The 21,328-nt window shown below is 62.6% G+C and carries 22 protein-coding genes; 1 reads left to right on the top strand and 21 read right to left on the bottom strand.

Annotated elements, in window-relative coordinates; genetic code table 11:
* Positions 1-16: 16 nt before the first annotated feature.
* The 15 genes from M1D43_RS00375 to M1D43_RS00445 form a co-directional block, all read right to left on the bottom strand.
* Positions 17-961 (bottom strand): cytochrome c oxidase subunit II, encoded by a 945-nt coding sequence (locus M1D43_RS00375; RefSeq protein ID WP_004434077.1) that lies wholly within the window; start codon positions 959-961, stop codon positions 17-19.
* Between the two features lie 137 nt (positions 962-1,098).
* Positions 1,099-1,485, bottom strand: a complete 387-nt coding sequence (locus M1D43_RS00380; RefSeq protein WP_004434074.1) for a c-type cytochrome — start codon at positions 1,483-1,485, stop codon at positions 1,099-1,101.
* A gap of 251 nt (positions 1,486-1,736) precedes the next feature.
* Positions 1,737-4,103 (bottom strand): xanthine dehydrogenase family protein molybdopterin-binding subunit, encoded by a 2,367-nt coding sequence (locus tag M1D43_RS00385; RefSeq protein WP_153314593.1) that lies wholly within the window; start codon positions 4,101-4,103, stop codon positions 1,737-1,739.
* The gene (locus M1D43_RS00390) at positions 4,100-4,570 is read right to left on the bottom strand and encodes a (2Fe-2S)-binding protein (RefSeq protein ID WP_027993086.1); all 471 of its coding nucleotides are present in this window, start codon (positions 4,568-4,570) and stop codon (positions 4,100-4,102) included. Before M1D43_RS00390 ends, M1D43_RS00385 begins: the two co-directional genes overlap by 4 nt.
* 15 nt (positions 4,571-4,585) lie before the next feature.
* Positions 4,586-5,437, bottom strand: a complete 852-nt coding sequence (locus tag M1D43_RS00395) for an FAD binding domain-containing protein (RefSeq protein ID WP_498814046.1) — start codon at positions 5,435-5,437, stop codon at positions 4,586-4,588.
* Positions 5,434-5,661, bottom strand: a complete 228-nt coding sequence (locus M1D43_RS00400; protein WP_153314589.1) for a hypothetical protein — start codon at positions 5,659-5,661, stop codon at positions 5,434-5,436. Before M1D43_RS00400 ends, M1D43_RS00395 begins: the two co-directional genes overlap by 4 nt.
* Positions 5,662-5,685: 24 nt before the next feature.
* Entirely contained in the window at positions 5,686-6,723 is a 1,038-nt protein-coding gene (locus tag M1D43_RS00405; RefSeq protein ID WP_153314587.1) for an ABC transporter permease, read from the bottom strand.
* Positions 6,720-8,234 carry a sugar ABC transporter ATP-binding protein gene (locus tag M1D43_RS00410; protein WP_153314585.1) on the bottom strand — a complete coding sequence of 505 codons (1,515 nt, stop codon included), beginning with the start codon at positions 8,232-8,234 and terminating at the stop codon, positions 6,720-6,722. Before M1D43_RS00410 ends, M1D43_RS00405 begins: the two co-directional genes overlap by 4 nt.
* Before the next feature lie 64 nt (positions 8,235-8,298).
* Positions 8,299-9,333, bottom strand: a complete 1,035-nt coding sequence (gene torT / locus M1D43_RS00415) for a TMAO reductase system periplasmic protein TorT (protein WP_411431276.1) — start codon at positions 9,331-9,333, stop codon at positions 8,299-8,301.
* Positions 9,334-9,398: 65 nt separating this feature from the next.
* Positions 9,399-10,370 carry a 5-oxoprolinase subunit C family protein gene (locus M1D43_RS00420; RefSeq protein ID WP_027993092.1) on the bottom strand — a complete coding sequence of 324 codons (972 nt, stop codon included), beginning with the start codon at positions 10,368-10,370 and terminating at the stop codon, positions 9,399-9,401.
* Entirely contained in the window at positions 10,360-11,235 is an 876-nt protein-coding gene (locus M1D43_RS00425) for a 5-oxoprolinase subunit B family protein (protein ID WP_028003086.1), read from the bottom strand. The genes M1D43_RS00420 and M1D43_RS00425 overlap by 11 nt, the downstream gene beginning before the upstream one ends.
* A complete protein-coding gene (locus M1D43_RS00430; protein ID WP_153314583.1) occupies positions 11,235-12,620 on the bottom strand; it encodes an acetyl-CoA carboxylase biotin carboxylase subunit in 1,386 nt (461 codons plus the stop codon). Before M1D43_RS00430 ends, M1D43_RS00425 begins: the two co-directional genes overlap by 1 nt.
* Complete coding sequence (locus tag M1D43_RS00435; RefSeq protein WP_027993095.1) at positions 12,617-12,859, bottom strand: acetyl-CoA carboxylase; 243 nt, start codon at positions 12,857-12,859, stop codon at positions 12,617-12,619. The genes M1D43_RS00430 and M1D43_RS00435 overlap by 4 nt, the downstream gene beginning before the upstream one ends.
* Before the next feature lie 14 nt (positions 12,860-12,873).
* A complete protein-coding gene (locus tag M1D43_RS00440; protein WP_027993096.1) occupies positions 12,874-13,653 on the bottom strand; it encodes a 5-oxoprolinase subunit PxpA in 780 nt (259 codons plus the stop codon).
* 102 nt (positions 13,654-13,755) lie between these two features.
* Positions 13,756-13,953 carry a hypothetical protein gene (locus M1D43_RS00445; RefSeq protein ID WP_153314581.1) on the bottom strand — a complete coding sequence of 66 codons (198 nt, stop codon included), beginning with the start codon at positions 13,951-13,953 and terminating at the stop codon, positions 13,756-13,758.
* Here M1D43_RS00445 and M1D43_RS00450 point away from each other — a divergent pair.
* Positions 13,940-14,869 carry a LysR family transcriptional regulator gene (locus M1D43_RS00450; protein ID WP_153314579.1) on the top strand — a complete coding sequence of 310 codons (930 nt, stop codon included), beginning with the start codon at positions 13,940-13,942 and terminating at the stop codon, positions 14,867-14,869. The genes M1D43_RS00445 and M1D43_RS00450 overlap by 14 nt on opposite strands.
* A 98-nt stretch (positions 14,870-14,967) precedes the next feature.
* On the opposite strand, the gene M1D43_RS00455 is transcribed toward M1D43_RS00450, so the two are convergent.
* The 6 genes from M1D43_RS00455 to M1D43_RS00480 all read right to left on the bottom strand — a co-directional run bounded on the left by M1D43_RS00455 (position 14,968) and on the right by M1D43_RS00480 (position 21,098).
* Entirely contained in the window at positions 14,968-16,035 is a 1,068-nt protein-coding gene (locus tag M1D43_RS00455; RefSeq protein ID WP_153314577.1) for an ABC transporter ATP-binding protein, read from the bottom strand.
* A 6-nt stretch (positions 16,036-16,041) separates the two neighbouring features.
* Positions 16,042-16,875 (bottom strand): carbohydrate ABC transporter permease, encoded by an 834-nt coding sequence (locus tag M1D43_RS00460; protein WP_010969988.1) that lies wholly within the window; start codon positions 16,873-16,875, stop codon positions 16,042-16,044.
* 4 nt (positions 16,876-16,879) lie between these two features.
* Positions 16,880-17,815, bottom strand: coding sequence for a carbohydrate ABC transporter permease (locus M1D43_RS00465; RefSeq protein WP_153314575.1), 936 nt, complete (start codon positions 17,813-17,815; stop codon positions 16,880-16,882).
* A 97-nt stretch (positions 17,816-17,912) separates the two neighbouring features.
* Positions 17,913-19,175: an ABC transporter substrate-binding protein gene (locus tag M1D43_RS00470; RefSeq protein ID WP_010969987.1), complete on the bottom strand. Its 1,263-nt coding sequence runs from the start codon at positions 19,173-19,175 to the stop codon at positions 17,913-17,915.
* A gap of 37 nt (positions 19,176-19,212) precedes the next feature.
* Positions 19,213-20,385 (bottom strand): PLP-dependent transferase, encoded by a 1,173-nt coding sequence (locus M1D43_RS00475; protein WP_004434058.1) that lies wholly within the window; start codon positions 20,383-20,385, stop codon positions 19,213-19,215.
* A complete protein-coding gene (locus tag M1D43_RS00480) occupies positions 20,382-21,098 on the bottom strand; it encodes a FadR/GntR family transcriptional regulator (RefSeq protein ID WP_010969986.1) in 717 nt (238 codons plus the stop codon). The genes M1D43_RS00475 and M1D43_RS00480 overlap by 4 nt, the downstream gene beginning before the upstream one ends.
* Positions 21,099-21,328 lie beyond the last annotated feature (230 nt).

The raw sequence follows: 21,328 nt of genomic DNA on the forward strand, positions 1-21,328 counted from the left end.
TACTTCACGGCGCCTCCTACTGCGCCGCTGAGGCGGCGACCGTGGTCGCCGCCGGGCCGAAGCATTCTCGCTCTTCTTTGAAAAGCGCGAATGCTCCGGTTCCTTGTTCGGTCGCAATTCCGGACGGAAAACCGCTACACACTTTTCCTGGAACTGCTCTTGTTTCCGATGATGCGGACAGTTGCGAAAAGGTCTGCTGCTCGGCGAGCCAGGCCTGGTAGTCTTCCTCGGTGTCGACCACGACGGTACCGCGCATCTGCGGGTGGCCGACGCCGCAGAGCTCGGCGCAGAGTATCTCGAAGGTTCCGGTCCGCGTCGGCGTCAACCAGAAATAGGTGATCATGCCGGGCACCATATCCATTTTGGCGCGGAATTCGGGGACGTAGAAATCGTGCAGGACGTCGACCGACCGGAGCAGCATCTTGACCGGCTTTCCGACCGGCAGATGAAGCTCGCCTCCTTCGATGATGATGTCGTCCTGCCCGGCGGCGTCGTCCCGATTGACCCCGAGGGTGTTTTCGGGGGCGATATCGCGCGTTTCCGTCGTGCCCAGCTTACCGTCCGCGCCGGGCAGCCGGAAGCTCCACAGCCATTGCTGGCCGATCACCTCCACTTCGGACGCATCCTGCGGGACGGTGACGAACTGGTTCCAGACGAAGAGGCCCGGCGCCAGCATCGCCGCGACACCGAAGGTCGTGCCGGTCGCGAGCCAGCCTTCGAGCCGCCTGTTCTCCGGCTCGTAGGCGGCGGTATTGCCCGGGCGGTGGCGGAAGCGCAGGACGCAATAGGCCATGAACAGGACCACGGCGGTGAAGGCGATGCCGGTGATCCAGAAGGTTATGGTGATGGTATTGTCGATGTAATTCCAATTGGAGGCGATCGGGGTCCACCACCAAGGACTAAGCAAATGGAACAACACTGAGCCGACGGCCAGCAGAACCAGAATCACTACCACGGCCATTCCCTGTCCCTCCCCGCCGTGATCGGCCGTGAGACGAATACTTAAATCCGCAGAGTTCCAATCACAATTATTGCACGAACGGAAAATACTGGCAAATCACCGGGAAGAGATCGAATTCTCACTTCCCGCAAGTATTCCTATTTGGGATGCTGCTTCAGGTAGGCGATCACATTGGCAATCTCCTCGTCCTTCTTGAGGCCGGGGAATACCATCTTGGTGCCTTTGACCTTGGCCCTGGGATTACGGAGATATTCGGCCAGCGTCGCGTCGTCCCAGACGAGGCCACCCTTGCCCGCATCGATCATGGCTTGCGAATATTTGAAGTCAGCATGGGTGCCGGCCGTCCGGCCGATGACGCCTTGCAGCGAAGGGCCGACCTTGTTCTGGTCCTTGTCGATCACGTGACAGGTGGCGCATTTCTTGAAGACGGTGGCGCCGGCCTCGGCATCGCCCTCCTGGGCGAGCCCGGCGACCGGACAGAGCGAGAGTGCCGAAAAAGACAGGGCAGCAAGTGCAATTCGCATGATACTTCCTCAATTTCGCCCGGCGCGGGGCAAGGAAGGCTATCGTCAAATCTGCTTTGGCGGTGCTTGCTTCTCTTAAGGAATGGTGCGCCGGGGCGGTTGATACGTGCGACAGGAAAGAAGCTAGTCCATGCCGTAGAGAAGTCAATTGCTCCTTCTAGCTAGACCAATGTTCAGAAGGTCGAACGCATTGTCACTGGTCCCTGCCTTTCGATGGGTGTGATCCGATGCCAAGCTCTTGCCGCGTGCCGTCAGTTCCGGGAATCCGCTATCGTGTTGTGGGCCCACGTCCTGCTGATATGCGCATGATCGAGATGTCGCGGTGCGTTCATTATGAGTTCCAGCACCCTCGGTGGGGTCAGCGGCAGCTCGTGCACCGGTTTTCCGATCGCGCGCGAGACTGCGCAGGCGATAGTGGCCCCTACATTGAGGATTGGGACCTCGCCGGCGCCCTTCGTGCCCAAAGGACCGATGGAAGGCGCTCCCTCGTGCAGCTCGATTTCGACCGGAACCACATCGAGGGCGAGCGGCAGCCGGTATGTTTCGAAACCACTCTGAAGGATCCGGCCCTCGGGTCCGACCGACATTTCCTCATGAAGGGCATAGCCCATTCCCTGAACCACTCCACCCTGGATCTGGCCGTAGATGGCTCTTGGGTTGAGGGCACGGCCGACATCCTGGACTACCCGATAACTCACGACTTCGACGTGGCCGGTATCCCCGTCGACGGCGACCTCGCATTCGTGAACCGCAAAGACCGGGATATCGATCGCATCGATGAAATGGCCCAGGGCGCAGCCGGCCATCGCCTCTGCGCCGGGATTGGTGAAAGCCCCGGTTCCCGAAACCGGTCCGGAGGTTGACTGGATGTGCTGCGCCACCCGGGCGATGCTCGTGCCGGATCCTTTGACGCCTCGGATCTCGACACGTCCGTTCGCGAGCTCAAGATTCTCCGGTCTGGTCTGCAGCAGCTCGCCAGCAGCCGCCAGTACCTTTCTACGCACCTCCTCCGCCGCCATGGTGGCTGCGGCACCGATCGAAACGGTGGTGCGGCCGCCGCCCACGCCGAGGTCGAACCCGGCAGCGTCCGTGTCTGCACCCTTGACAATGACTTCCTCCGGGCGGATCCCCAGCTTAGCGGCGACGATCTGGGGCAGCGACTGCATCATTGTTCCCGAGCCGATCTCGACGCCCGAGGTGACCAGGGTGGCGCTGCCGTCGGCGTTGAGATTGACGGTCGCCGCCGACGGTCCCACGAAAATGAACCAAGTCCCGACCGTGGTCGCACGGCCGTAAAGCCGCCGGTCGTCCGGCGAGCGGCGCGTGGGGCACGAACCACGCAGAACCTCCATCTTCTCCAGCATAGGTCGCAGCACGTCGCCCTGGAACACCTGTCCGGTGGAGCCGAGATCGCCATCGCCGACGACGTTGCGGCGACGGAACTCCATCGGATGCATTCCGATCGCCTCGCAGATTTCGTCGGTGTGACGCTCGAGCGCGAAGGTGTTGTAGACGCCGTTACAGGCACGAAAGGCGCCGTTCGGGGCCGTATTGGTGTAGACCGCCCGGCTCGACAACCGCACCGATCCGAGCTTGTAGTTGCCGCCGAGGGTATGGGCGGTCATGGTCGTCAGAAAGACCTGCTCGCCGCCATAGGCGCCGCAGTCCATCAGCACCGTCGCCTCGCGGCCGACGATCTCGCCTTCGCTGGTCACGGCCGAACGGATCCGGATTTCCGCATTTTCCCGGCAGAGGCAGGTCAGCATCTCTTCCCGGCGCGAATTGACGAGACCGACCGGGCGCCCCGTCTTGCGGGCGAGGATGGCCGCGAAAGGCTCGAGCGAGCAATCGAATTTCAGGCCGAAGGCCCCGCCCACCGGTGGCACCGTGACGCGTATCTGCGAGGCCGGCACGCCGAGCGCCCGGGCCGTGACGTTGCGGACCGTCCACGGCACCTGCGTGGATGTCAGGATATGGAAGCGGCCGTCTTCATAGGTTGCGACCACCGCACGGGGCTCGAACGGCACATGGTTTTGCCGTCCGACCGTGAAGCAGCTGTCGACGATAGTCACGTCCGGTCGGGCGAAGGCCGCGCCGGTGTCCCCGCGCACGACCTTCGCCTCCCATGCAATGTTACCTCCGCGCGTCGCACCTTCGAACAATATCTCATAGGACTTCCAGTCCTCGTGAATGAGCGGCGCGCGGTCGGCCAGTGCCTCGGCCATGGTCAGCAGCGCCGGAAGCGGCTCCAGCTCCAGCTCGATCGCCGCGGCTGCAGCCTTCGCCTGTTCCAATGTCTCTGCCGCGACGGCGGCGATCGCCTCGCCGTCGTAACGGATGATGTCTCTGGCGAACAGCGGATGGTCGGCAATACCGATGCCGAACAATCCCGGCGCGTCCTCTGCGGTCGCGATTGCCCGCACGCCCGGCATCATTCTGGCTTTAGACAGGTCCAGGCGCACGATGCGTGCCGAAGCCACTTCGGAGCGCAGGAGGAACGCGTGCAGCGTGCCGGGTCTGACGTGGTCGATCGTATACTGCGTACGCCCGCGCAGCTTGTCCCGCGCATCGCGTCGCGCAAAGTTCATCACGGCAGGCTCTTTTGCCTCCAAGCTCATCGGTTCGTCTCCCCGGCAACCTGCATCGACAGCACGGCGTCGATGATCCGTTCGTAGCCTGTGCAGCGACAGATGTTTCCAACGAGCGCTTGCTTGATCTCCTCCCGCGTCGGCGTGGCATGGGTCTGCAGGAACGCCGTGAGCGTCATCACCATACCGGGAAAACACATGCCGCACTGGACAACGTCGTGGTCCTCGAGCGCCTGCTGCAGCGGGGTCAGATCGCCCTCGATGCCGAGACCTTCGATCGACATGATATTGCAACCCACGGCAAGTCCGACCGGCTTCAGGCAGGACGGCATTGGTACCCCGTCAATATGGACCATGCAGGCGCCGCAGAAACCTTCCCGGCAGACGGCCTTGGCCCCTGTCAGCAGCATCGCCTCCCGAAGAACGTCGACAAGCGGCGTCATCGGGTCGCCGTAGAACAGCCGATCCTCGCCGTTGATCGTGAGATTCAGAGCCATCGTGACCTCCAGTCTTTAAGCGAGCAAATCTTGAAAGGCGCGGCGCACCAGTTCCGGCAAAACTTTGATCCTGTACCAGCCGGGCGCCTCGATGCCGTTGCGCCCCCGGAACTCGGTGTTGCATTTCGCTGCGATGGCCGTGATGTCTTCCGGTTTCATCGCAGTGCCCTGGATCGCCGTTTCCAGTGTCCTCCATCGCCGCGCCACGGGTTCTACCGAACCGACCGCAATGGTGGCCGCATCGATCCTGCCGGAAGCGCCCCGGGCCAGGGACACGCTGACGATCGCGACGGGATAGTCGCCGGCTTTCTTGAGGGGTAACCGCGCATGGGCAGAACGATGTGGCCGCCGCGCGACGAACACGCGCGTCAGAACGTCCGTCCGGCTGCTTTCCCGGACCGCAAGAAAATCTTCCAGCGGCATGCGCCGGCGGGCGTCTGCCGTTGCGATCTCAACCGAAGCCGAAAGACAAAGAAGCGCCGGCACGAGATCGGCGGCGGCAAAGCCGGGCGTGCAGATATTCCCACCCACGGTCGCCATGGCGCGGATCGCCGGGTTGGCAGACCTGCCGGCCGCCTCGTGCAGTGCGGCAAGGTCCGGCATGTGCGCCGTGGCGGCCGCGAGCTGCGCATGTGTGGCACCGGCGCCAATTGCGATTTCACCTTCGGTGATATCGATTGTCGCCATTTCCTCCAGGTGTCCGATCGAAATGTAATGCCGGTCGCCGAACTCCTCGCGATGATCGGCCCGCATGATCCAGGTGCCGCCGGCGAGGAATTCCGCAGTGGCGCCGAACCGGACCCGTGCCTCGAACGCGTCGGCAAGCGAGCTGGCGATGTAGAGCTGACGCTTGGCGGGTGGTCTCATGCTGTCGTTCCTTCGATCACCGACGGGAAAATCCTGGCGTGGCGCGTGCTTTTCGGCCAGTGACGGGTATGCGGTAGAGCCGGCCGTCGAGGGCCCGGAAGCGAAGCGCCATTGATCCGCACGAGCGTGAAGAGCGCGAGGCGCTTGCCCGCCCGTGCGGTGTAGAGAGCGAAATCGATCACGTAATCGTCGAACTTTTCCCGCGAGCAGTCCGGTTTCTTCATGACGAGGCTCCCGACCCGATGCGTTCAACGCCGTGCCAGGATCATCCTGTAGCGCAACTGGTCGATGATGACGGCGAGGATGAGCAGGCTGCCGAGCAGGACCATCTGCATGTAGGACCCGATCTGCATGACATTCATGCCGTTCTGGACCAACACGATGAAGAAGGCGCCGAGCACCACGTTCTCGACCCGTCCGATCCCGCCGCGCAACGACACGCCTGCGATTACGCAGGCGGCGATCGATTCGAGGCCCACCGTGCCGCCGAGGTTCGTCTCGCCGCTTTCGACGCGCGCCGTCAGCAGGATGCCGGCAAGCGAGGCGAGCAGCGAACAGGCGACATAGGCGACGAAGAGCGTCACCTTCGTGTTGATGCCGGAAAGATGCGCTGCCTTGACGTTGCCTCCGACAGCATAGAACTGCGTGCCGATCCGCAACCGGTTCATCACCACCCACATCACCGCGATCGTGAGCAATGCAATCACCACCGGCACGGGAACGCCGGCCACGCGACCGAAGCCGAAGAAATTGCCGAACTCATACGGCAGGTTGCCGATCGGAACGCCACCGGTCAGGAACAGCGCGGTTCCTGCGCCGACGGACTGGACGCCAAGCGTCATAATGAAGGGCGAAACGCCGAAGACCGAAACGCCGATGCCGTTCACGACCCCGACGATCAAGGCTGCGCCGAAACCTGCGAGAAGGCCGAGAGCGATGACGAACCAGACGAGATCCGGAAAGAGAGCCGCCGCGGCGATCATCGTCGAGGCCGAGACGACGGAGGTCAGAGCGATCGCCGTACCGACGGAAAGGTCAAAACCGCCGGTGATCAGGACCAGCATCTGGCCCAGCGAGACGAGCACCAGATAGACCGATTGGCGTGCCACGTTCGTCAGGTTCTGCAACGTGAGAAATTGCGACGACGCCAGCGAGAATATGATGACAGCGATCACGAGGAAGAACGGCAGAACGCCGGCGCGCACGAAGAGCTGCTTGACGAGTCGTACGGGCGAAAAGTCGGCGCGGCTTCCCGTTCGCGCAATGGTTTCAGCTCGGGTGATCATGCGGCTTCCCCTTCTGCCTTGAAGAATGCTTTCAGCACGTTGGTTTCATTAATGTCGCCGTCCGACAACTCAGCCGTCACTCGGCCGCCGGCGAAAACAAGGAGCCGGTGCGCGAGATTCATGGCTTCGGGCAGGTCGGAGGAGATCACCACCACGGCCTTGCCTGCTTCGGCCAGCGCCTGGATCAGCCGGTATAGAGCGGCGCGGGTTCCCATATCGACACCGACGGTCGGCTCGTCGAAGATATAGACTTGGTAGTCCGTCCCAAAGCCCTTGCCGAACAGCGCCTTCTGCTGATTGCCGCCCGACAGGTTGGCGACCGGCCTCGCCATGTACTCCTCGGTCAGGTCAACCTTTCGCCCGATGCCCGACGACAGCGCATTCTGGCGCCGACTCGAAAGGCCGGTCGCGGTGGCTATCTCGGGCCGGAAGAGCAGACCGAGATTGATGTTGTTGCGCGCCGTGGCGCTGAGCATGAGACCCTCGCTCTTCCGGTCCGGTGGCAGGTAGAACACGCCGTTGCGCAGAAAGCGGCGCGTCGGGGCGCCGGTAAGATTCTCACCGTTGAGATGGATTTCGCCCGAATGGACCGATGACAGGCCCAACGCGGCCCGAAACGCCCGAGACTTACCGCTTCCCACGAGGCCGGCAACGCCGAGGACTTCGCCGGCCCGGACGTCGATGTCGACGCCATTGACACCGGTCGCGCGCAGCGATCGGATTGACAAGACCGGCTTCGGCTCGGCCGCCCGGGCGATCGACGGATAGACTTGGTCGATCGCGCGGCCCGTCATCATTTCGACGAGGTTTTCGGAAGTCGTATCGCCGATCTTGACCGTTTCGATCAGCTTGCCGTCACGGAGAACAGTGACGCGATCGGCGATGATCGAGAACTCCTGGATGCGATGGGAGATATAGACGATCCCGACGCCCCTCGCTTTCGCCTCCATGACGATCCGGAAAAGCGTTTCCGTCTCGCGCTCCGTCAGCGATGCGGTCGGCTCGTCCAGAATGAGGACGCGAGCCTTGGAACGGATCGCCTTGGCGATCTCCGTCATCTGTTGCTCGGCCCGCGAGAGTGAAACGGCGGTTGCACGCACGTCGATGTCGAAATCCAGTTCCGCGAAGAGCTCCTTGGCTTCCCGCTCCATCCTGACCCTGTCGATGAAAGGCCCGATCATTGGTTCGTCGCCGAGGAAGATATTCTTCGCGACGCTCAGCGTCGGCACTAGCGAAAATTCTTGGAAGACCGCGGAAATGCCTCGGGCCTTCGCGTCCGCCACCGAGGCGAAGGTGACTTCCTCTCCGTCGAGCTTCACGCTTCCGGAGGTCTGCGGATAGACGCCTGACAGAATGGAAATCAATGTCGACTTGCCAGCCCCGTTTTCGCCGAAGAGGACATGCACTTCCCCCGGCATGAGCTGGAAATTGACGCCGTCGAGAGCCGTCACCCCCGGAAAGGTGCGGCCGACATGGGTCATCTCGACGAGCGGCGTGATCGCGCTCTGCATGACAAACTTTCCTTTTCCTCCGCGTGCTTCGCAACATTGCCGAGCACGCCGCGCGCTCGCGGCCTCAGTTCACGGTGAACTGGGGCTTGAAGCCATCGGGCGGGAGGATGGTGTCTTTCTCGACCGAACCGATCGTCTCGGAATCGAGAACGAAGATCTTCGGCCCGACATGCTTGATGAAGTCCTTCTTCTCGAGCGCCCGCACCGCCTGGTCGATGGCGATGCGCCCCTGGATGACCATGGAGTCCGCCGGCGAGGCGGCGATGAAGCCGCGCTTGATGCCTTCGTAGACGCCGGGCGTCATGTAGAAGGCGAGGAGTTCGACCTCGCCCTTCAGCCCGCGCTCGCGGATCAGGCCTTGGGCGGCTTCCGCCGTGACCGCGGTTCCGGCGATGTATTTCACATCCGGCTCGGCCTGCAGCACATCTTCGACCAGCTTGAGCTGCGCCTCTTTTCCCGTGTCGCCGAACTTAGGGTCGAGGATTTCCAGCGACGACCCCTTCACAGCCTCGAGGAAACCCTTGTTGGCGGCCTCGACCCAGCCGGCACCCGCAGGTCCGGGAAACCAGCCGACCTTGGCAGGTTCTCCGCCGGCCGGATGTTTTTGGGCGAGGTAGGCGCCGGTCTCGAAGCCCATCGTGTAGAATGACACCAGCGACTTGGCGGTGACGTTCGGCGAGGAGATGCCGTTGATGACGTCGATGACGGGGATGCCCTTCTTCGTGATCTCGCTGACGAGGTTGTTGAGGCCGTCGAAGGAAATCGCTCCGATGACCACCGCTTCCGCGCCGCTCGCCACGCAGTCCTCGATTTGCGAGATCTGCTTGGCGAGTTCGGTATAGCCGCCGGCATCGAGGACATTGAGTGCAACGCCGAGTTCCTTGGCCTGCTGCACGACGCCGTAATCGACGCCGAGCCAGTAGGCGTCCTTCATGTGTGGGAAGGACACGCAGATATTCCAAGGCTTCTCCGCTTTGTCGAGTGGGCGGTACTCCACGTCGACGGATTTTCCGTCGGCCGCGAACGGCGGCTCGATCTTTTGCGCGGGATATGGATACCAGTTATCCGCACGGGCATTGATCGCCATGCCCGTCATCATGGCGGTGCACGCGGCGAGATAGACTCCCAGTTTACGCATTTCTCATTCCCCTTTTTTGTGTTGCGTCAGTTGAAGCTGGATCTAAGCCTTTCGAGAAGCGCGGCCCTGTCCTTACGGGCTGCAAGCGCCTGTTCCATCGTCACTTCGACGAAGCGGGTCGGCGTGTGCGGCTGTAGCTGGGCGATCAGGTCCATGTCCGCGGAAATGACCGTACCGACCATGAAGTAGCCGCCGCCCGAAACGGCATCCCGGTGCAGGATGATCGGCTCGGTCCCGCTTGGAATCTGAATGGATCCGTAGGGATAGCAGCTGTCCACGATGTTCGACGGATCGGAGCCGGCACCGAAGGTCTGCTTGCGCTCGACGAATTCGATCTTGCGTCCGCCCCGGAAACGGTAGCCCATGCGGTCGGCCTCAGGTGCCACTTTCCAAGTGTCGGCGAAAAAGTTTTCCTTGGCCGGGCCCGTCAGCCTGTCCCAGTAGAGTCCCGGAAGGACACGCAATTCGGCCGGCATGCCCGGCATGCGTCGCAGGTTTTCCGCGACCGTCCGTCCCTCGGTGGCCAGCGAACTTTCGCCGATCGGCAGCTCGTCGCCGGCCGCCAATTGCCTGCCCTTGTAGCCGCCGAGCGAGCCGATCGGATAGGTGGAGCGGCTGCCGAGCGCGATGGGCACGTCGATGCCGCCTGACACGGCGATGCAGATGCGCGCGCCGCTTTTCAGATAGTCGAAGGAGAGCACCTGGCCGCTCTTGACCTTCAAGGCGGTCCAGCCGGGCACGGCTTCGCCATCGACCTTCGCCGGCATGTCCGCCCCCGTGACGGCGACCAGCGCGTCCGCGGTGAACTCCAGCCTCGGCCCCATGAAGACCGCTTCCAGTCCCGCTGCGCCTTCGTCGTTGCCGACGAGGAGGTTGGCCGCCCGCATGGCAAAACGGTCCATTGCCCCGCCCATCGGAATGCCGAGGTGAAAATAGCCCGGCCGGCCAAGGTCCTGAACGCTGGTGGAGACGCCGTGATGATGAACCTTAATGGGCATAAAGGGCGTCCTCCAGGGTCTTGTTGTATCCGCCGATGTCTTTTTGGAACTTGCGCAGGTCGAAGCTCACCTCGCGGATCGGCGGAGCGAAGCGGCCCTTATCGACGTCCTCTACCGCCTGGTCGTAGGCATCGCGGTCGATCGGCTTGAACTTCACGATGTCGCCGGGCCGGAAGAAAACCATGAAGTCGCGCAGATAGCTGGTCGTCTGCGTCGCATCGAAGATCGGCATTGGCGTTATGCCGAACATCTGGTAGCCCCCGGCACCGCGCACCGAATAGATGCAGCCGAAGCAACCGCCATGGCCGACCGTCAGGCGCGGCGTATCCGTGCGCGGCCGAAGATATTTCGGCACCTCGATCTGCCGCTGCCGCTCAACCATCTGGTACATGAACGGCAGGCCGGCGACGAAACCGACCATCGATACGAACCAGGGAGAGCCATGGTGTGCCGCTATGAAGCTGTCGACGCTGGAATAGCCGTTGATCCTCGCTCCGTAGTCGAGATCTGTGCCTGACGGCTCCTGGTGACGCTCGCGAAACCGCATCACGGTCTCGTGGGTCCATGGATCATTGTAGAGTACCGGGACCTCGACGATGCGGGTCCTGATGACGGGTTCGGCTTTCTCGGCCGCACCTTCGATCAACTGGACTTCCTTCAGGATGTCGTCCGGCTTGATGATGTCAGGATTGAACTTGACCTGCATGGAGGCGTTGGCCGGGCAGATCTCTGTTACGCCCCTGATCTTGCTCTCGCGCACGCCGGTCGCCATCGAAAGGCTTTTGAAGAAGGCTTCGAGTGACATCTCTTCGCTGCATTCGACGAAGAGGTGCTCGTCGCCACCGAACGTATATCGTGCAGGCATCAGGCAACCTCCGGCTTGGTTACGTTGCGAAGAGAAAAGTCCGTCTCGAGCCAACTCTCGAGAAACCGGGTGTGGATGGCACCGGATTGGACGGCGGGTGCGTCCGCCAGCGCCTGGTGCAGCGGCATGGTCGTGGGAACGCCGTCGATGATCAGCTCTTCGAGTGTCCTGCGAAGTCGATCCAGGCATTCGGAACGCGTCTGTCCCCAGACGATCAGCTTGCCGAGAAGCGAATCGTAGAAGGGCGGGATCGTATAGCCTTCGTAGAGCATGGTATCGAAGCGAACATGCGCGCGGCTGGGTACCGACAGACGCTGAATGAGCCCCGGCGCAGGCGCGAAGCCCTTGAACGGGTCCTCGGCATTGATGCGGCATTCTATTGCGTGGCCGCGGATTCCGATGTCGTCCTGCGCCACGGAAAGGGGCGCGCCGCCGGCCACTTTCAGCATCTCCTGGACGAGGTCGAAGCCAGTGATCATCTCGGTGACCGGATGTTCGACCTGTATGCGGGTATTGACCTCGATGAAGTAGAATTCACGGGTCTCGTCGTCGTAGAGGTATTCCACGGTGCCCGCGCCCTTGTAGCCCACCTCCCGCGCCAATGCGACGGCGCTTTCGCACAGCTGCTGCCGTACGACCGGCGGAAGCTGGAATGCGGGCGCCTCCTCCCAGACCTTCTGTCGCCGGCGTTGCAGCGAGCATTCGCGCTCATGGAAATGAACGAAATTCCTGCCGTCGCCGAAAATCTGCACTTCGACATGGCGTGCCCGGGTGATGACCTTCTCGATATAGAGGCCGCCGTCGCCGAAGGCCGCAGCGGCTTCTGCGGAGGCGAGCGGGAACTGCTTCTCGAGATCGGCGATCGTTTCGACGATGCGGATGCCGCGGCCGCCCCCACCGGCCGCCGCCTTGATAATCAGCGGAAAACCGGTTTGATCCGCGATGCCACGCGCCTCGGCGAGATCCGACACACGCCCGCGACTGCCCGGAACGGTGGGTACGCCGGCACGCATCGCCACCTCCCGCGCCGTGACCTTGTCGCCCAGCAGGCGGATCGCCTCGCCGCTCGGGCCCACGAAGATCATGCCGGCGGCCGTGACGGCATCGGCGAAATCCCCGTTCTCCGAGAGGAAGCCGTAGCCCGGGTGCACGGCATCGACATTAGCGGTCCTGGCGGCGGCCATCACGGCCTCGATATTCAGATAGGACTTCTTCGGTGCCGGCGGTCCGATCTCGATCGCCTCGTCAGCCAGCCTGACCGCCAGCATGTCAGCATCGGCGGTGCTGTGGACCTGAACCGTCCTGATGCCCAGCGCCTTGGCCGCCCCGATGATCCGGACCGCGATCTCGCCGCGGTTCGCGATGAGAACGGAACGGATCGTCATTGTTCGATCTCCGCAATCACCTGACCGGCCATGATCGGCTCCTCGTTCTCGGCGGCGAACAGGATGTTTCTGCCGGCGGCTCCCGCCGGGATCTCGTGGAAGGTCTTCATAACCTCGATGACGCCGATGACGTCGCTTTCTGCAACATCGTCCCCGTCTGCCTTGAAGGGCGCCGCGTCCGGCGAGGATGCCCTGTAGAACGTGCCGGGAAGTGGCGATCGGATCTCAAACTTGTTCATGACGTTCCCTCATTTCATTGATGTTCCAAGGCATGGGAAACCGGTGCGATCCGGACCCCTTCGGCAACCAAGGCATTGCGCATCTCTCGAACGATCTCCAAGGCGCCGAGCGTATCGGAGTGGAAGCAGATGGACTCGAACTCGATGTCGATATCAGCCCCGCTGACTGTCCGGACCTTGCCTTCTTTGCAGGCGCGCAGAACCTTCCTGGCGATCGCCTTCGGGTCGGGGCGGCCGGCATCGCGCGTGAAGACGATGGAGCCGCTGTCGTCGTAGTCGCGATCCGCATAGAGCTCGCGGACCACCGGATGGCCCAACAGACGTGCCGCCGTATAGGTCGATGAGATTCCCATACAGAGAACCGGCACGTCCGGTGCGGCGGTGCGCATGTACTGGATGAATGCGTCCGACAGGTCGGGATTGGCGGCCAGCTCCATATAGAGGGCGCCGTGCGGCTTGACATGTCGGATGCTTGTCCCGTGCCGGCGGCAGAATTCGCGCAAGGCGCCGACCTGGTAGATAATGTCGTTGACGATTTCCTTGTTGCTGCCGCCGATCCTGCGGCGGCCGAACCCCTGCAGATCGTTGAAACCGGGATGGGCGCCGACTGCGACGCCATGCTGCGCAGCGAGCTTGACGGTATCGTCGATAAGATTGGGGTCGCCTGCGTGGAAGCCCGCCGCGATGTTCGCCGAACTGATATGGGGGATGAGAAGCGTGTCGCTCGTATCGCCGATGCGCCACCGGCCGAAGCCTTCTCCCATGTCACAATTGATATCGACGGTTGATTTCAATGACCTATCCTCTTCAAAGGCGGCAGCCGTCTCTCGACGCACACGACAGTCGCACTCGGTGAACATAGGTTAGAACCCAGCCGGCGGTTTGAAAAATAGATTCTATTGAGGACCAATATCTGAAAAACTGGTTTCACTGTCCATTCGGAAGGCGTAAAAAAGCGTTCGAATAAAATGAGTTAGCGGATGTGCAAAAATTGTGGCATCCAAAATGATGCTTTCTTGCGCAGCGATATTCGTTTTTGCAACGCAATAATAAGAAAACCCACGCATCCAGGGGACCGACATGGCGTTCAGCATCAGGCAGCTCCGATACTTCGTTTCGACGGCCGAGTACGGGCAGGTGTCGCAGGCGGCGATCAATCAGAACATTTCCCAATCGGCGATCACCGCCGCGATCAAGGATCTCGAGCAGATCGTCGGGGTGCCGCTTTTCAATCGCACGGCGCAAGGCATGGAACTGACGGCGCCCGGTCGCCAGCTCCTGTCCCACGCCTACGAAATCCTCGCGAAGATCGACGAGGCAATGCATCTCAACCTGATCAACAGCGACGTGGAAGGCGAGATCGTCGTCGCCGCGACCTATACCGTCATCGGCTACTTCCTGCCGGTGCATATCGAGCGGATGAGCCGGTTGTTCCCGAAGATCAGAGTCCAGCTCTATGAAATGAACCGCGATGCGATCGAGGAGGGTCTGCTCACCAACCGCTACGACATGTCGGTGCTCCTGACATCGAACATCGCCAATCCGCTGTTGACGACGGAGACCCTGCTGAGCTCGGTCCGGCGGCTGTGGGTACCGGCCCAGCACCATCTCCTGAAACACAAGACTGTCGGTCTGAAGGACGTGGCGGCCGAACCCTACATCATGCTGACGGTCGACGAGGCGGCCCAGTCGGCCCTCAAATACTGGAGCCAGACGCCGTGGCAGCCGAACGTCTTTCTCAGGACCTCGTCCGTCGAGGCCGTACGCTCCATGGTCGCTAACAACCAGGGTGTCGCCATTCTGTCAGACATGGTCCACCGCCCCTGGTCTCTCGAGGGCCGCCGCATCGAAACTATCAACATTCAGGAATCGGTTCCGGCGATGGACATCGGTCTTGCCTGGCGGGCCGGTCTGACGCTCACGCCACCAATGCTAGCCTTCCGCAGCTATTTTCAGCAGGCTTTCGGCCTTCCGGGAAGCGGGACAGGAGCGCCGAGACCGTCGCTATAGGTCTGCATATTCGCGCAGACTGAACCACGTCGCGAGCTGCGGCGCCTTCGCGCCCGATCGAGCCCACAAACGCCGTTGCATCTGCGCCCCGGAGGACGTCAGACGCGCTTGCCCTCCGCATCGAAGAAATGCAGGTGGTGAGCGGGGAAGTGGACGGGGATCGTGCCGGACGCCGTCAGGAAGGATCGGTCGTTGGTGAAGACCTTGAAGACCGCCCGCCCGAGCGAGAGATGCAGGATGATGCCGAAGCCGGTCGGCTCGACCAGATCGACGCCGGCAAGCAGCGTCTCCGGGCCGTGGCCGGCAAGCACGACATGTTCGGGACGGATGCCGAGCGTCACCTTTGAGTTATTCGAAAGCGGCGCGGCCGCGTCGAGCGGGATGCCGATCTCATCCGACATCTCGAAGCGCGGCGCGTCGCCCGCGTGGTAGGCACCTTCGAAGAAATTCATGCCCGGCGAACCGATGAAACCGGCGACGAAAAGATTGGCCGGACGGTCGTAAAGATCGAGCGGGCTTCCGACCTGTTGGACCACGCCGCCATTCATGGCGACGATCCGGTCTGCGAGCGTCATCGCCTCGATCTGATCGTGCGTCACATAGATGGAGGTGGCGCCGAGATCCTTGTGCAGTTTCTTGATCTCGGCGCGCATCTGCTCGCGCAGGCGCGCATCGAGGTTGGAGAGCGGTTCGTCGAAGAGAAACGCCTTCGGCTGGCGCACGATGGCGCGGCCCATGGCGACGCGCTGGCGCTGGCCGCCGGAGAGCGCCTTGGGGCGGCGGTCGAGCAACGGGTCGAGACCGAGCTTGGCAGCGGCGCCCGCAACGACCGTCGTTATCCTGTCCTTGGCCGTCTTGCGGAGCCTCAGGCTGTAGCTCATGTTCCTGGCGACCGACATATGCGGGTAGAGCGCATAGGACTGGAACACCATGGCGATGTCGCGGTCCTTCGGGGCGAGTTCGTTGACCCGCCTGCCGGCGATGCGGATCTCGCCGCCGGTCACGCTCTCAAGCCCGGCGATCATGCGCAGAAGGGTCGACTTGCCGCAGCCGGAGGGACCGACGAGCACGACGAATTCGCCGTCGCTGATCTTGAGGTCGACGTCGTGCAGCACCGGGTGTGTACCATAGGACTTCTTGATGTTGGCGATGTCGATGGAAGCCATTGCGTATCAGCCTTTCACCGCGCCGGCCGTGAGGCCCTGGACGAGATAGCGTTGAATGAGGAGGAAGAAGAGGCAGGCCGGTATCAGCGCCAGCACGCCTGCGGCCATCATCTGCCCGAAGTCGACCGAGAATTTCGAAACGAAGGACAGGAGCCCGACCGGGAAGGTCGCCTGCGCGTTGCCGGAGATCAGCATCAGCGAGAAGAGCAGTTCGCTCCAGGCGGCGGTGAAGACGAAGCCGAGGGTGGCGGCGATCCCGGGCAGGGTCAGCGGCAGGATGATCTGGCGGAAAGCGACGAACTGCGTCGCGCCGTCGATCATCGCCGCCTCTTCCAGGTCCTTCGGAATGCCATCGAAGAAGGACTGCATCAGGAATGTCGCGAAGGGAACGTTGAAGGCGGTGTAGACGACGACGAGCCCGGTGAGGCTGTTGGTCAGCCCCAGCGGCGAGAGTATCTTGAAGATCGGCGCGACCAGCATCACCAGGGGAAACATCTGCGTCAGCAGCATCAGCGTGACCAGCCAGTATTTGCCGCGGAACCGGAAGCGCGAGAGCGCGTAGCCGGAGAGCGAGGCGAGGATGGTGACGATGACGGCGGTCGACCCGGAAACGATCAGGCTGTTGCGGAAGAACACCGGGAAGGCGCTGTGCCGCAGCACGAAGTCGAAGTGTTCGAGGCTCGCCCGCGACGGCCAGAGACGAATGCCCTCCGAATAGAGGAGATCGTTCGGCGTGACGGCGACCTTGAGCAGCCAGAAGAGCGGGAAGAGCGCGAAGGCGATATAAGCGAGGACCGCCAGGCGATGGGCAATGGTCAGAAATGCTTGCTTGGCGCGCATGGTTTCAATCCTTGCTCAGGAGCCACTGCCTGAGGATCACGATCAGCAATGAATAGGCGAGGAGCAGCGCCAGCAGGACCAGCGCGATTGCCGAGGCATAGCCGAAATCCAGCCGTTTGAACGCCTGGGTGAAGATGTAGCTTGCGACGATCTGGGTTCGGTCCGCCGGTCCGCCATTGGTCATGACGATGATGAGATCGGCGAAATTGGAGATCCAGATCGTGCGCAGCAGAATGGTGATCGCGATCGTCGGCGCCAGGAAGGGAAGCGTGATCGAAAGGAAACGCTGCAGCGGGCCGGCCCCGTCTATGCTCGCCGCCTCGTAGAGGTCGCGCGGGATCGCCTGGAGTGCTGCGAGCAGGGTGATCGCGAAGAAGGGAATGCCCCACCAGATATTGGCGACGATCGGTCCCCACATGGCAAGCTGGGGATCGGACAGGATGTTGGTCGGCTGGCTCATGATGCCGAGGGCGAAGAGCCAGTGCGGCAGCGGGCCGACGACGGGGTTGAAGAGCCAGGCCCAGTTGAGGCCGGCCAGGAAACTCGGCACCGCCCAGGGCAGGAAGACGAGCGCCTGCGCGATCGCGCGGCCATGGAACGGTTTGTCGAGCAGGAGCGCCAGTATGAGGCCGAAGGCGAATTGCAGGAAGACCGAGGCGCCTGTCCACCAGAGCGTGTTGCGCAGCGATCGGAAGAATGCCTGGTCCTGGGCGAGCGCACGGAAGTGGTCGAGGCCGACGAAACCGCCGGAGAAGGGGTTGAGCAGCTGGATATCGCGGAAGGCGTAGGAGATGCCGAGCACCAGAGGCACGAGCATGACCGTAACGATCAGGATGAGCGCCGGAGCGGTATAGAGATAAGGCGCAGAGGCGTCGGCGATCCGCTTCATCAGCGGCGGACGGGTTGCGGGCAGGCCGTCATGGCGTGCGGCATAGGCCATCGATCGAAATTTCCCCTTTTTTGACCGCCGTTATCGATCGGCGTGCCTTTTCCTGCGTCGGACGACCGGCGGCGGCTGACCGCCGCCGGTGCCTGCGTTACTTCTTGTTTGCGAGGTATTTCTGCTGCGCCTTGGTCAGGTAGTCGGCCCATTGGTTGGCGAGCTCTTCCGGCGTGATGTCGCCGAGCAGGGCCTCCTGGGTCGTCTTGATGGCGAGCGAATCCTTGAAGAAGGCGAATTCTTCGAGATAGGTCGGCATGACCGTCAGCACGACGTCCTTGTCGGCGAGTTCGTCGAACCAGCCCTTGAACTGCGGGCTCGCATAGAAGGGGTCCTTCTCGGCCGACTTATGGACGGGCAGCGCGCCGGTGCGCTTGTTCCACTCGATATTGCCTTCCGGGCCCTCCAGCGTTTCGATCAGCTTCCAGGAGAGGTCCTTGTTCTGGCTGGCGGCAAGAATCGACCAGCCGGCAAAGCCGATCGTGGTAAAGGCCTTGCCGCTCGGCCCCTTGGGCATGGTGGTCACGCCGAAATCCTCCGGCTTCATGCGCTGGGCGATCGCGATCAACGCGTCCGGATCCTGGTCGAGGAAGGCGCAGGTGCCGCTGTAGAAGCCGGCGACGATCTCGTTGAAGCCCCAGTTGACGCTGTCCTTGGGGGCGAGGCCGTTCTTGTAGAGGTCGATGACCCAGGTGAGGCCCTTGATCCAGCCTTCGCTGTTCATCGTCGAGGTGCCGTCCTCGTTGAAGAACTTGTTGTCGCCGGCCATGGTCGCGCCGAACATCACCCAGCCGTTGAGGCCGCCCGGACCGCCGCGCAGGCAATAGCCCGATTTGCCCGGCAGCTTGGAGACCGCCTCGGAAGCCTTGACGAAGTCGTCCATCGTCTTCGGCGGCTCGGCGACGCCCGCTTCGGAGAGCAGCTTCTTGTTGTAGAACATCGCCCGGAGATAGAAGCCGTAGGGCAGCATATAGGCGGTGTCGTTGACGTCGCGGCCGAGTTCGAGCGCGCGCTCGGTGAGGCCGGGCGTATGCTCCCACTTTTCGAGATAGGGCTCTAGGCTTTCGAGCATGCCGTTATTGGCGTAGAGCGACAGCCAGGTGTCCGGCATTTCCATGACGTCGGGGATTTCGCCGGCCGAGACCATGGTCGCGAATTTCTGGAAGGCTTCGCCCCAGGGCAGCGAAATGATCTCCACGGTCGTCCCGGGATTCGCCTGTTCGAACCTGGCGACGATCGACTTCAGCGTTTCGGTGCGCTCGGGACTGGTGATGACCTCGACGAGCTTCAGCTTCGTATCGGCAAGGGCGCTGCCGGCCATCAGCGTGGCAAGCAGGGTGGCTGTGATCAGTTTCCTCATTTTATCGTTCCCTTTGTTCTCGCTGGTTGCGTGTTCGTCAGCCTGACGAAGCGGCCGTCATCGCCGCTTCGAGATCGCTCCAGAGGGCCTCCGTTCCCTCCAGGCCGACATGGAGCCGTACCGACCGCGGTGAAATGCCGAAGGCTGCCGCGGAATTGGGCTCGGCTTTCTGCGCCAGAACGACTTCGCCCGGCACGATGAGGCTTTCGTGGCCGCCCCAGGAGACGCCGAGCTTGAACAGTTTCAGGTGATCGGCGAATCGGCGCACGTCGACGCCTTCGCGGAAGATGAAGGAGAAGAGCCCGGAGGTGCCGGAGAGACCGGGAGGCAGATGGTTGCCGAGGCCCGGGTGGCAGACGGTTTCCACCAGCGGATGCTCGGCCAGGCGGCGGGCGACCGCGAGCGCCGAGCGCTCATGTGCCTTCATCCGCACCGGCAGCGTGCGCATGCCCCGGATCAGCAGCCAGGCGTCGAAGGGCGAAAGCTTGCCGCCGAGATAGGGATAGGCTTCCGAACGGATGCGGCCGATCAGCTCGCCCGACCCGGCGACGACGCCGGCGACGACATCGCTATGGCCACCAAGATATTTCGATGCGGAGTGAATGACGAGGTCGACGCCGAGCGAGACCGGCTGCTGAAACACCGGGCTCGCCCAGCTGTTGTCGATGACCGTGACGATCCCCTGCCGGCGTGCAAGAGCCGCAAGCGCTGCGACATCGTGCGTGTCCATCACCCAGCTGGTCGGGCTTTCCATGTAGAAGAGCTTTGCGCCGGGAAGCGCCTTGGCAACCGCCTCTTCGTCGCGCCCGTCGACATAGGTGACCTCGACACGCATGCGCTTCAGATGCGTGCCGAAGAGTCGGAACGCATCAGGATAGACATGCTTCACGGCGACGATGCGGTCGCCCGGCTCGACGAAGGAGAGGACTGTGGAGGAGATCGCCGACATGCCGCTTGCGAAACCAATGGCGTCCTCGGCGCCTTCGAGCTTCGCCAGCATCTCCTCGAAATGCCTGACCGTCGGATTGAGGCCGCGGGTGTAGATGGGCCGTACGCGCTCGCCCCGATAGGAGGCGACCATCTCGTCATAGTCCTTGAAGGTGAAGAGCGAGGTCTGCACGATCGGCGGTACGACGGCGTCGAAAGCGTTGCTCTCGTCATGCGCGACGATAAGGGAGGCTCTCTCGAACGGATCGAGACCGTTGTTCATTTGGACATTTCCTTGATGTCTTCCTCGACGACCGCGAGGATCTTCAGCGTTTCCGCGCGGGCGGCCTCGGCGTCCTGCGCCGCGATTGCGTCGAAGAGCGTCCGGTGAAAGGGAAAGGAGCGCCTGGCGAAATCCGAACGGTCGAAGGGCTCGTCCCAGAAGCGTTCGAAGGCCTCGCGCATCTGCTCGAGCAGTTGTTTGAAGAGCGGATTGTGGGTCGCGTCGTAGATCGCAAGATGGAAGGCGAGGTCTTCCGGGCCGGACGTTCCCTTGGCGAGATGGACCCGCTCCATCTCATCGAGCTTCGTTTCGATGTTGACGAGGTCGGCCTCCGTGCGGCGCCGGGATGCGACCATGCCGGCCTCGACCTCGATGCCGCGCCGCACTTCGAGCGTCTGCAGAAGCGCGTCGCGAAGGTGCTCGGTGTCGAGCGCCAGCGGCATATGGATGGTCGCGTTGGAAATGGCGCGCAGGAGATAGGTGCCGCTGCCCTTACGCGCCTCGACGACGCCGAGCGCCTGGAAGTGGCTCAGCACCTCACGAATGGTGGAGCGGCCGACGGCGAGCGCTGCCATCAGTTCCCGCTCGGCCGGCAGCCGGTCCCCGGGGTTCAGCCCCGATCTTTGAATGAAATCGGCAAGAGCGGATATCACCTGCTGCGCCCGGTCTGCGGGCGGCAGGGGCAGGAGCATCGCTCTATCCCGCAGGGGCATCCGGTTCTCCCAAGACCAGAATTGGTCTGACATCTGAGCAATATGCTGGGAATAGGAGAGGTGGTCAAGGGGCAGATAAGCCGCAATTTTGCCCCTCACCCTAGCCCTCTCCCCGCGCGCGGGGGGGCGCGCGGGGAGAGGGGACACCCTTGTGTTCCGCCTCAGTCTCAATGGGTCAAAAACGGACTCGTCCCCTCTCCCCGCAAGCGGGGAGAGGGTTAGGGTGAGGG

The organism is Ensifer sp. R1-3 (assembly GCF_056739175.1).

Bases quoted from the DNA above. Each gene is read 5' to 3' on its own strand.
- M1D43_RS00465 (WP_153314575.1), bottom strand. From the start codon at position 17,815: ATGGCCTATGCCGCACGCCATGACGGCCTGCCCGCAACCCGTCCGCCG.
- M1D43_RS00430 (WP_153314583.1), bottom strand. From the start codon at position 12,620: ATGACGATCCGTTCCGTTCTCATCGCGAACCGCGGCGAGATCGCGGTC.
- M1D43_RS00405 (WP_153314587.1), bottom strand. From the start codon at position 6,723: ATGATCACCCGAGCTGAAACCATTGCGCGAACGGGAAGCCGCGCCGAC.
- M1D43_RS00480 (WP_010969986.1), bottom strand. From the start codon at position 21,098: ATGCCCCTGCGGGATAGAGCGATGCTCCTGCCCCTGCCGCCCGCAGAC.
- M1D43_RS00445 (WP_153314581.1), bottom strand. From the start codon at position 13,953: ATGCTGAACGCCATGTCGGTCCCCTGGATGCGTGGGTTTTCTTATTAT.
- M1D43_RS00375 (WP_004434077.1), bottom strand. From the start codon at position 961: ATGGCCGTGGTAGTGATTCTGGTTCTGCTGGCCGTCGGCTCAGTGTTG.
- torT (WP_411431276.1), bottom strand. From the start codon at position 9,333: ATGATGACGGGCATGGCGATCAATGCCCGTGCGGATAACTGGTATCCA.
- M1D43_RS00455 (WP_153314577.1), bottom strand. From the start codon at position 16,035: ATGGCTTCCATCGACATCGCCAACATCAAGAAGTCCTATGGTACACAC.
- M1D43_RS00380 (WP_004434074.1), bottom strand. From the start codon at position 1,485: ATGCGAATTGCACTTGCTGCCCTGTCTTTTTCGGCACTCTCGCTCTGT.
- M1D43_RS00470 (WP_010969987.1), bottom strand. From the start codon at position 19,175: ATGAGGAAACTGATCACAGCCACCCTGCTTGCCACGCTGATGGCCGGC.
- M1D43_RS00390 (WP_027993086.1), bottom strand. From the start codon at position 4,570: ATGGCTCTGAATCTCACGATCAACGGCGAGGATCGGCTGTTCTACGGC.
- M1D43_RS00435 (WP_027993095.1), bottom strand. From the start codon at position 12,859: ATGAACAAGTTTGAGATCCGATCGCCACTTCCCGGCACGTTCTACAGG.
- M1D43_RS00420 (WP_027993092.1), bottom strand. From the start codon at position 10,370: ATGCCCATTAAGGTTCATCATCACGGCGTCTCCACCAGCGTTCAGGAC.
- M1D43_RS00400 (WP_153314589.1), bottom strand. From the start codon at position 5,661: ATGAAGAAACCGGACTGCTCGCGGGAAAAGTTCGACGATTACGTGATC.
- M1D43_RS00475 (WP_004434058.1), bottom strand. From the start codon at position 20,385: ATGAACAACGGTCTCGATCCGTTCGAGAGAGCCTCCCTTATCGTCGCG.
- M1D43_RS00450 (WP_153314579.1), top strand. From the start codon at position 13,940: ATGGCGTTCAGCATCAGGCAGCTCCGATACTTCGTTTCGACGGCCGAG.
- M1D43_RS00460 (WP_010969988.1), bottom strand. From the start codon at position 16,875: ATGCGCGCCAAGCAAGCATTTCTGACCATTGCCCATCGCCTGGCGGTC.
- M1D43_RS00410 (WP_153314585.1), bottom strand. From the start codon at position 8,234: ATGCAGAGCGCGATCACGCCGCTCGTCGAGATGACCCATGTCGGCCGC.
- M1D43_RS00425 (WP_028003086.1), bottom strand. From the start codon at position 11,235: ATGCCTGCACGATATACGTTCGGTGGCGACGAGCACCTCTTCGTCGAA.
- M1D43_RS00395 (WP_498814046.1), bottom strand. From the start codon at position 5,437: ATGAGACCACCCGCCAAGCGTCAGCTCTACATCGCCAGCTCGCTTGCC.
- M1D43_RS00385 (WP_153314593.1), bottom strand. From the start codon at position 4,103: ATGAGCTTGGAGGCAAAAGAGCCTGCCGTGATGAACTTTGCGCGACGC.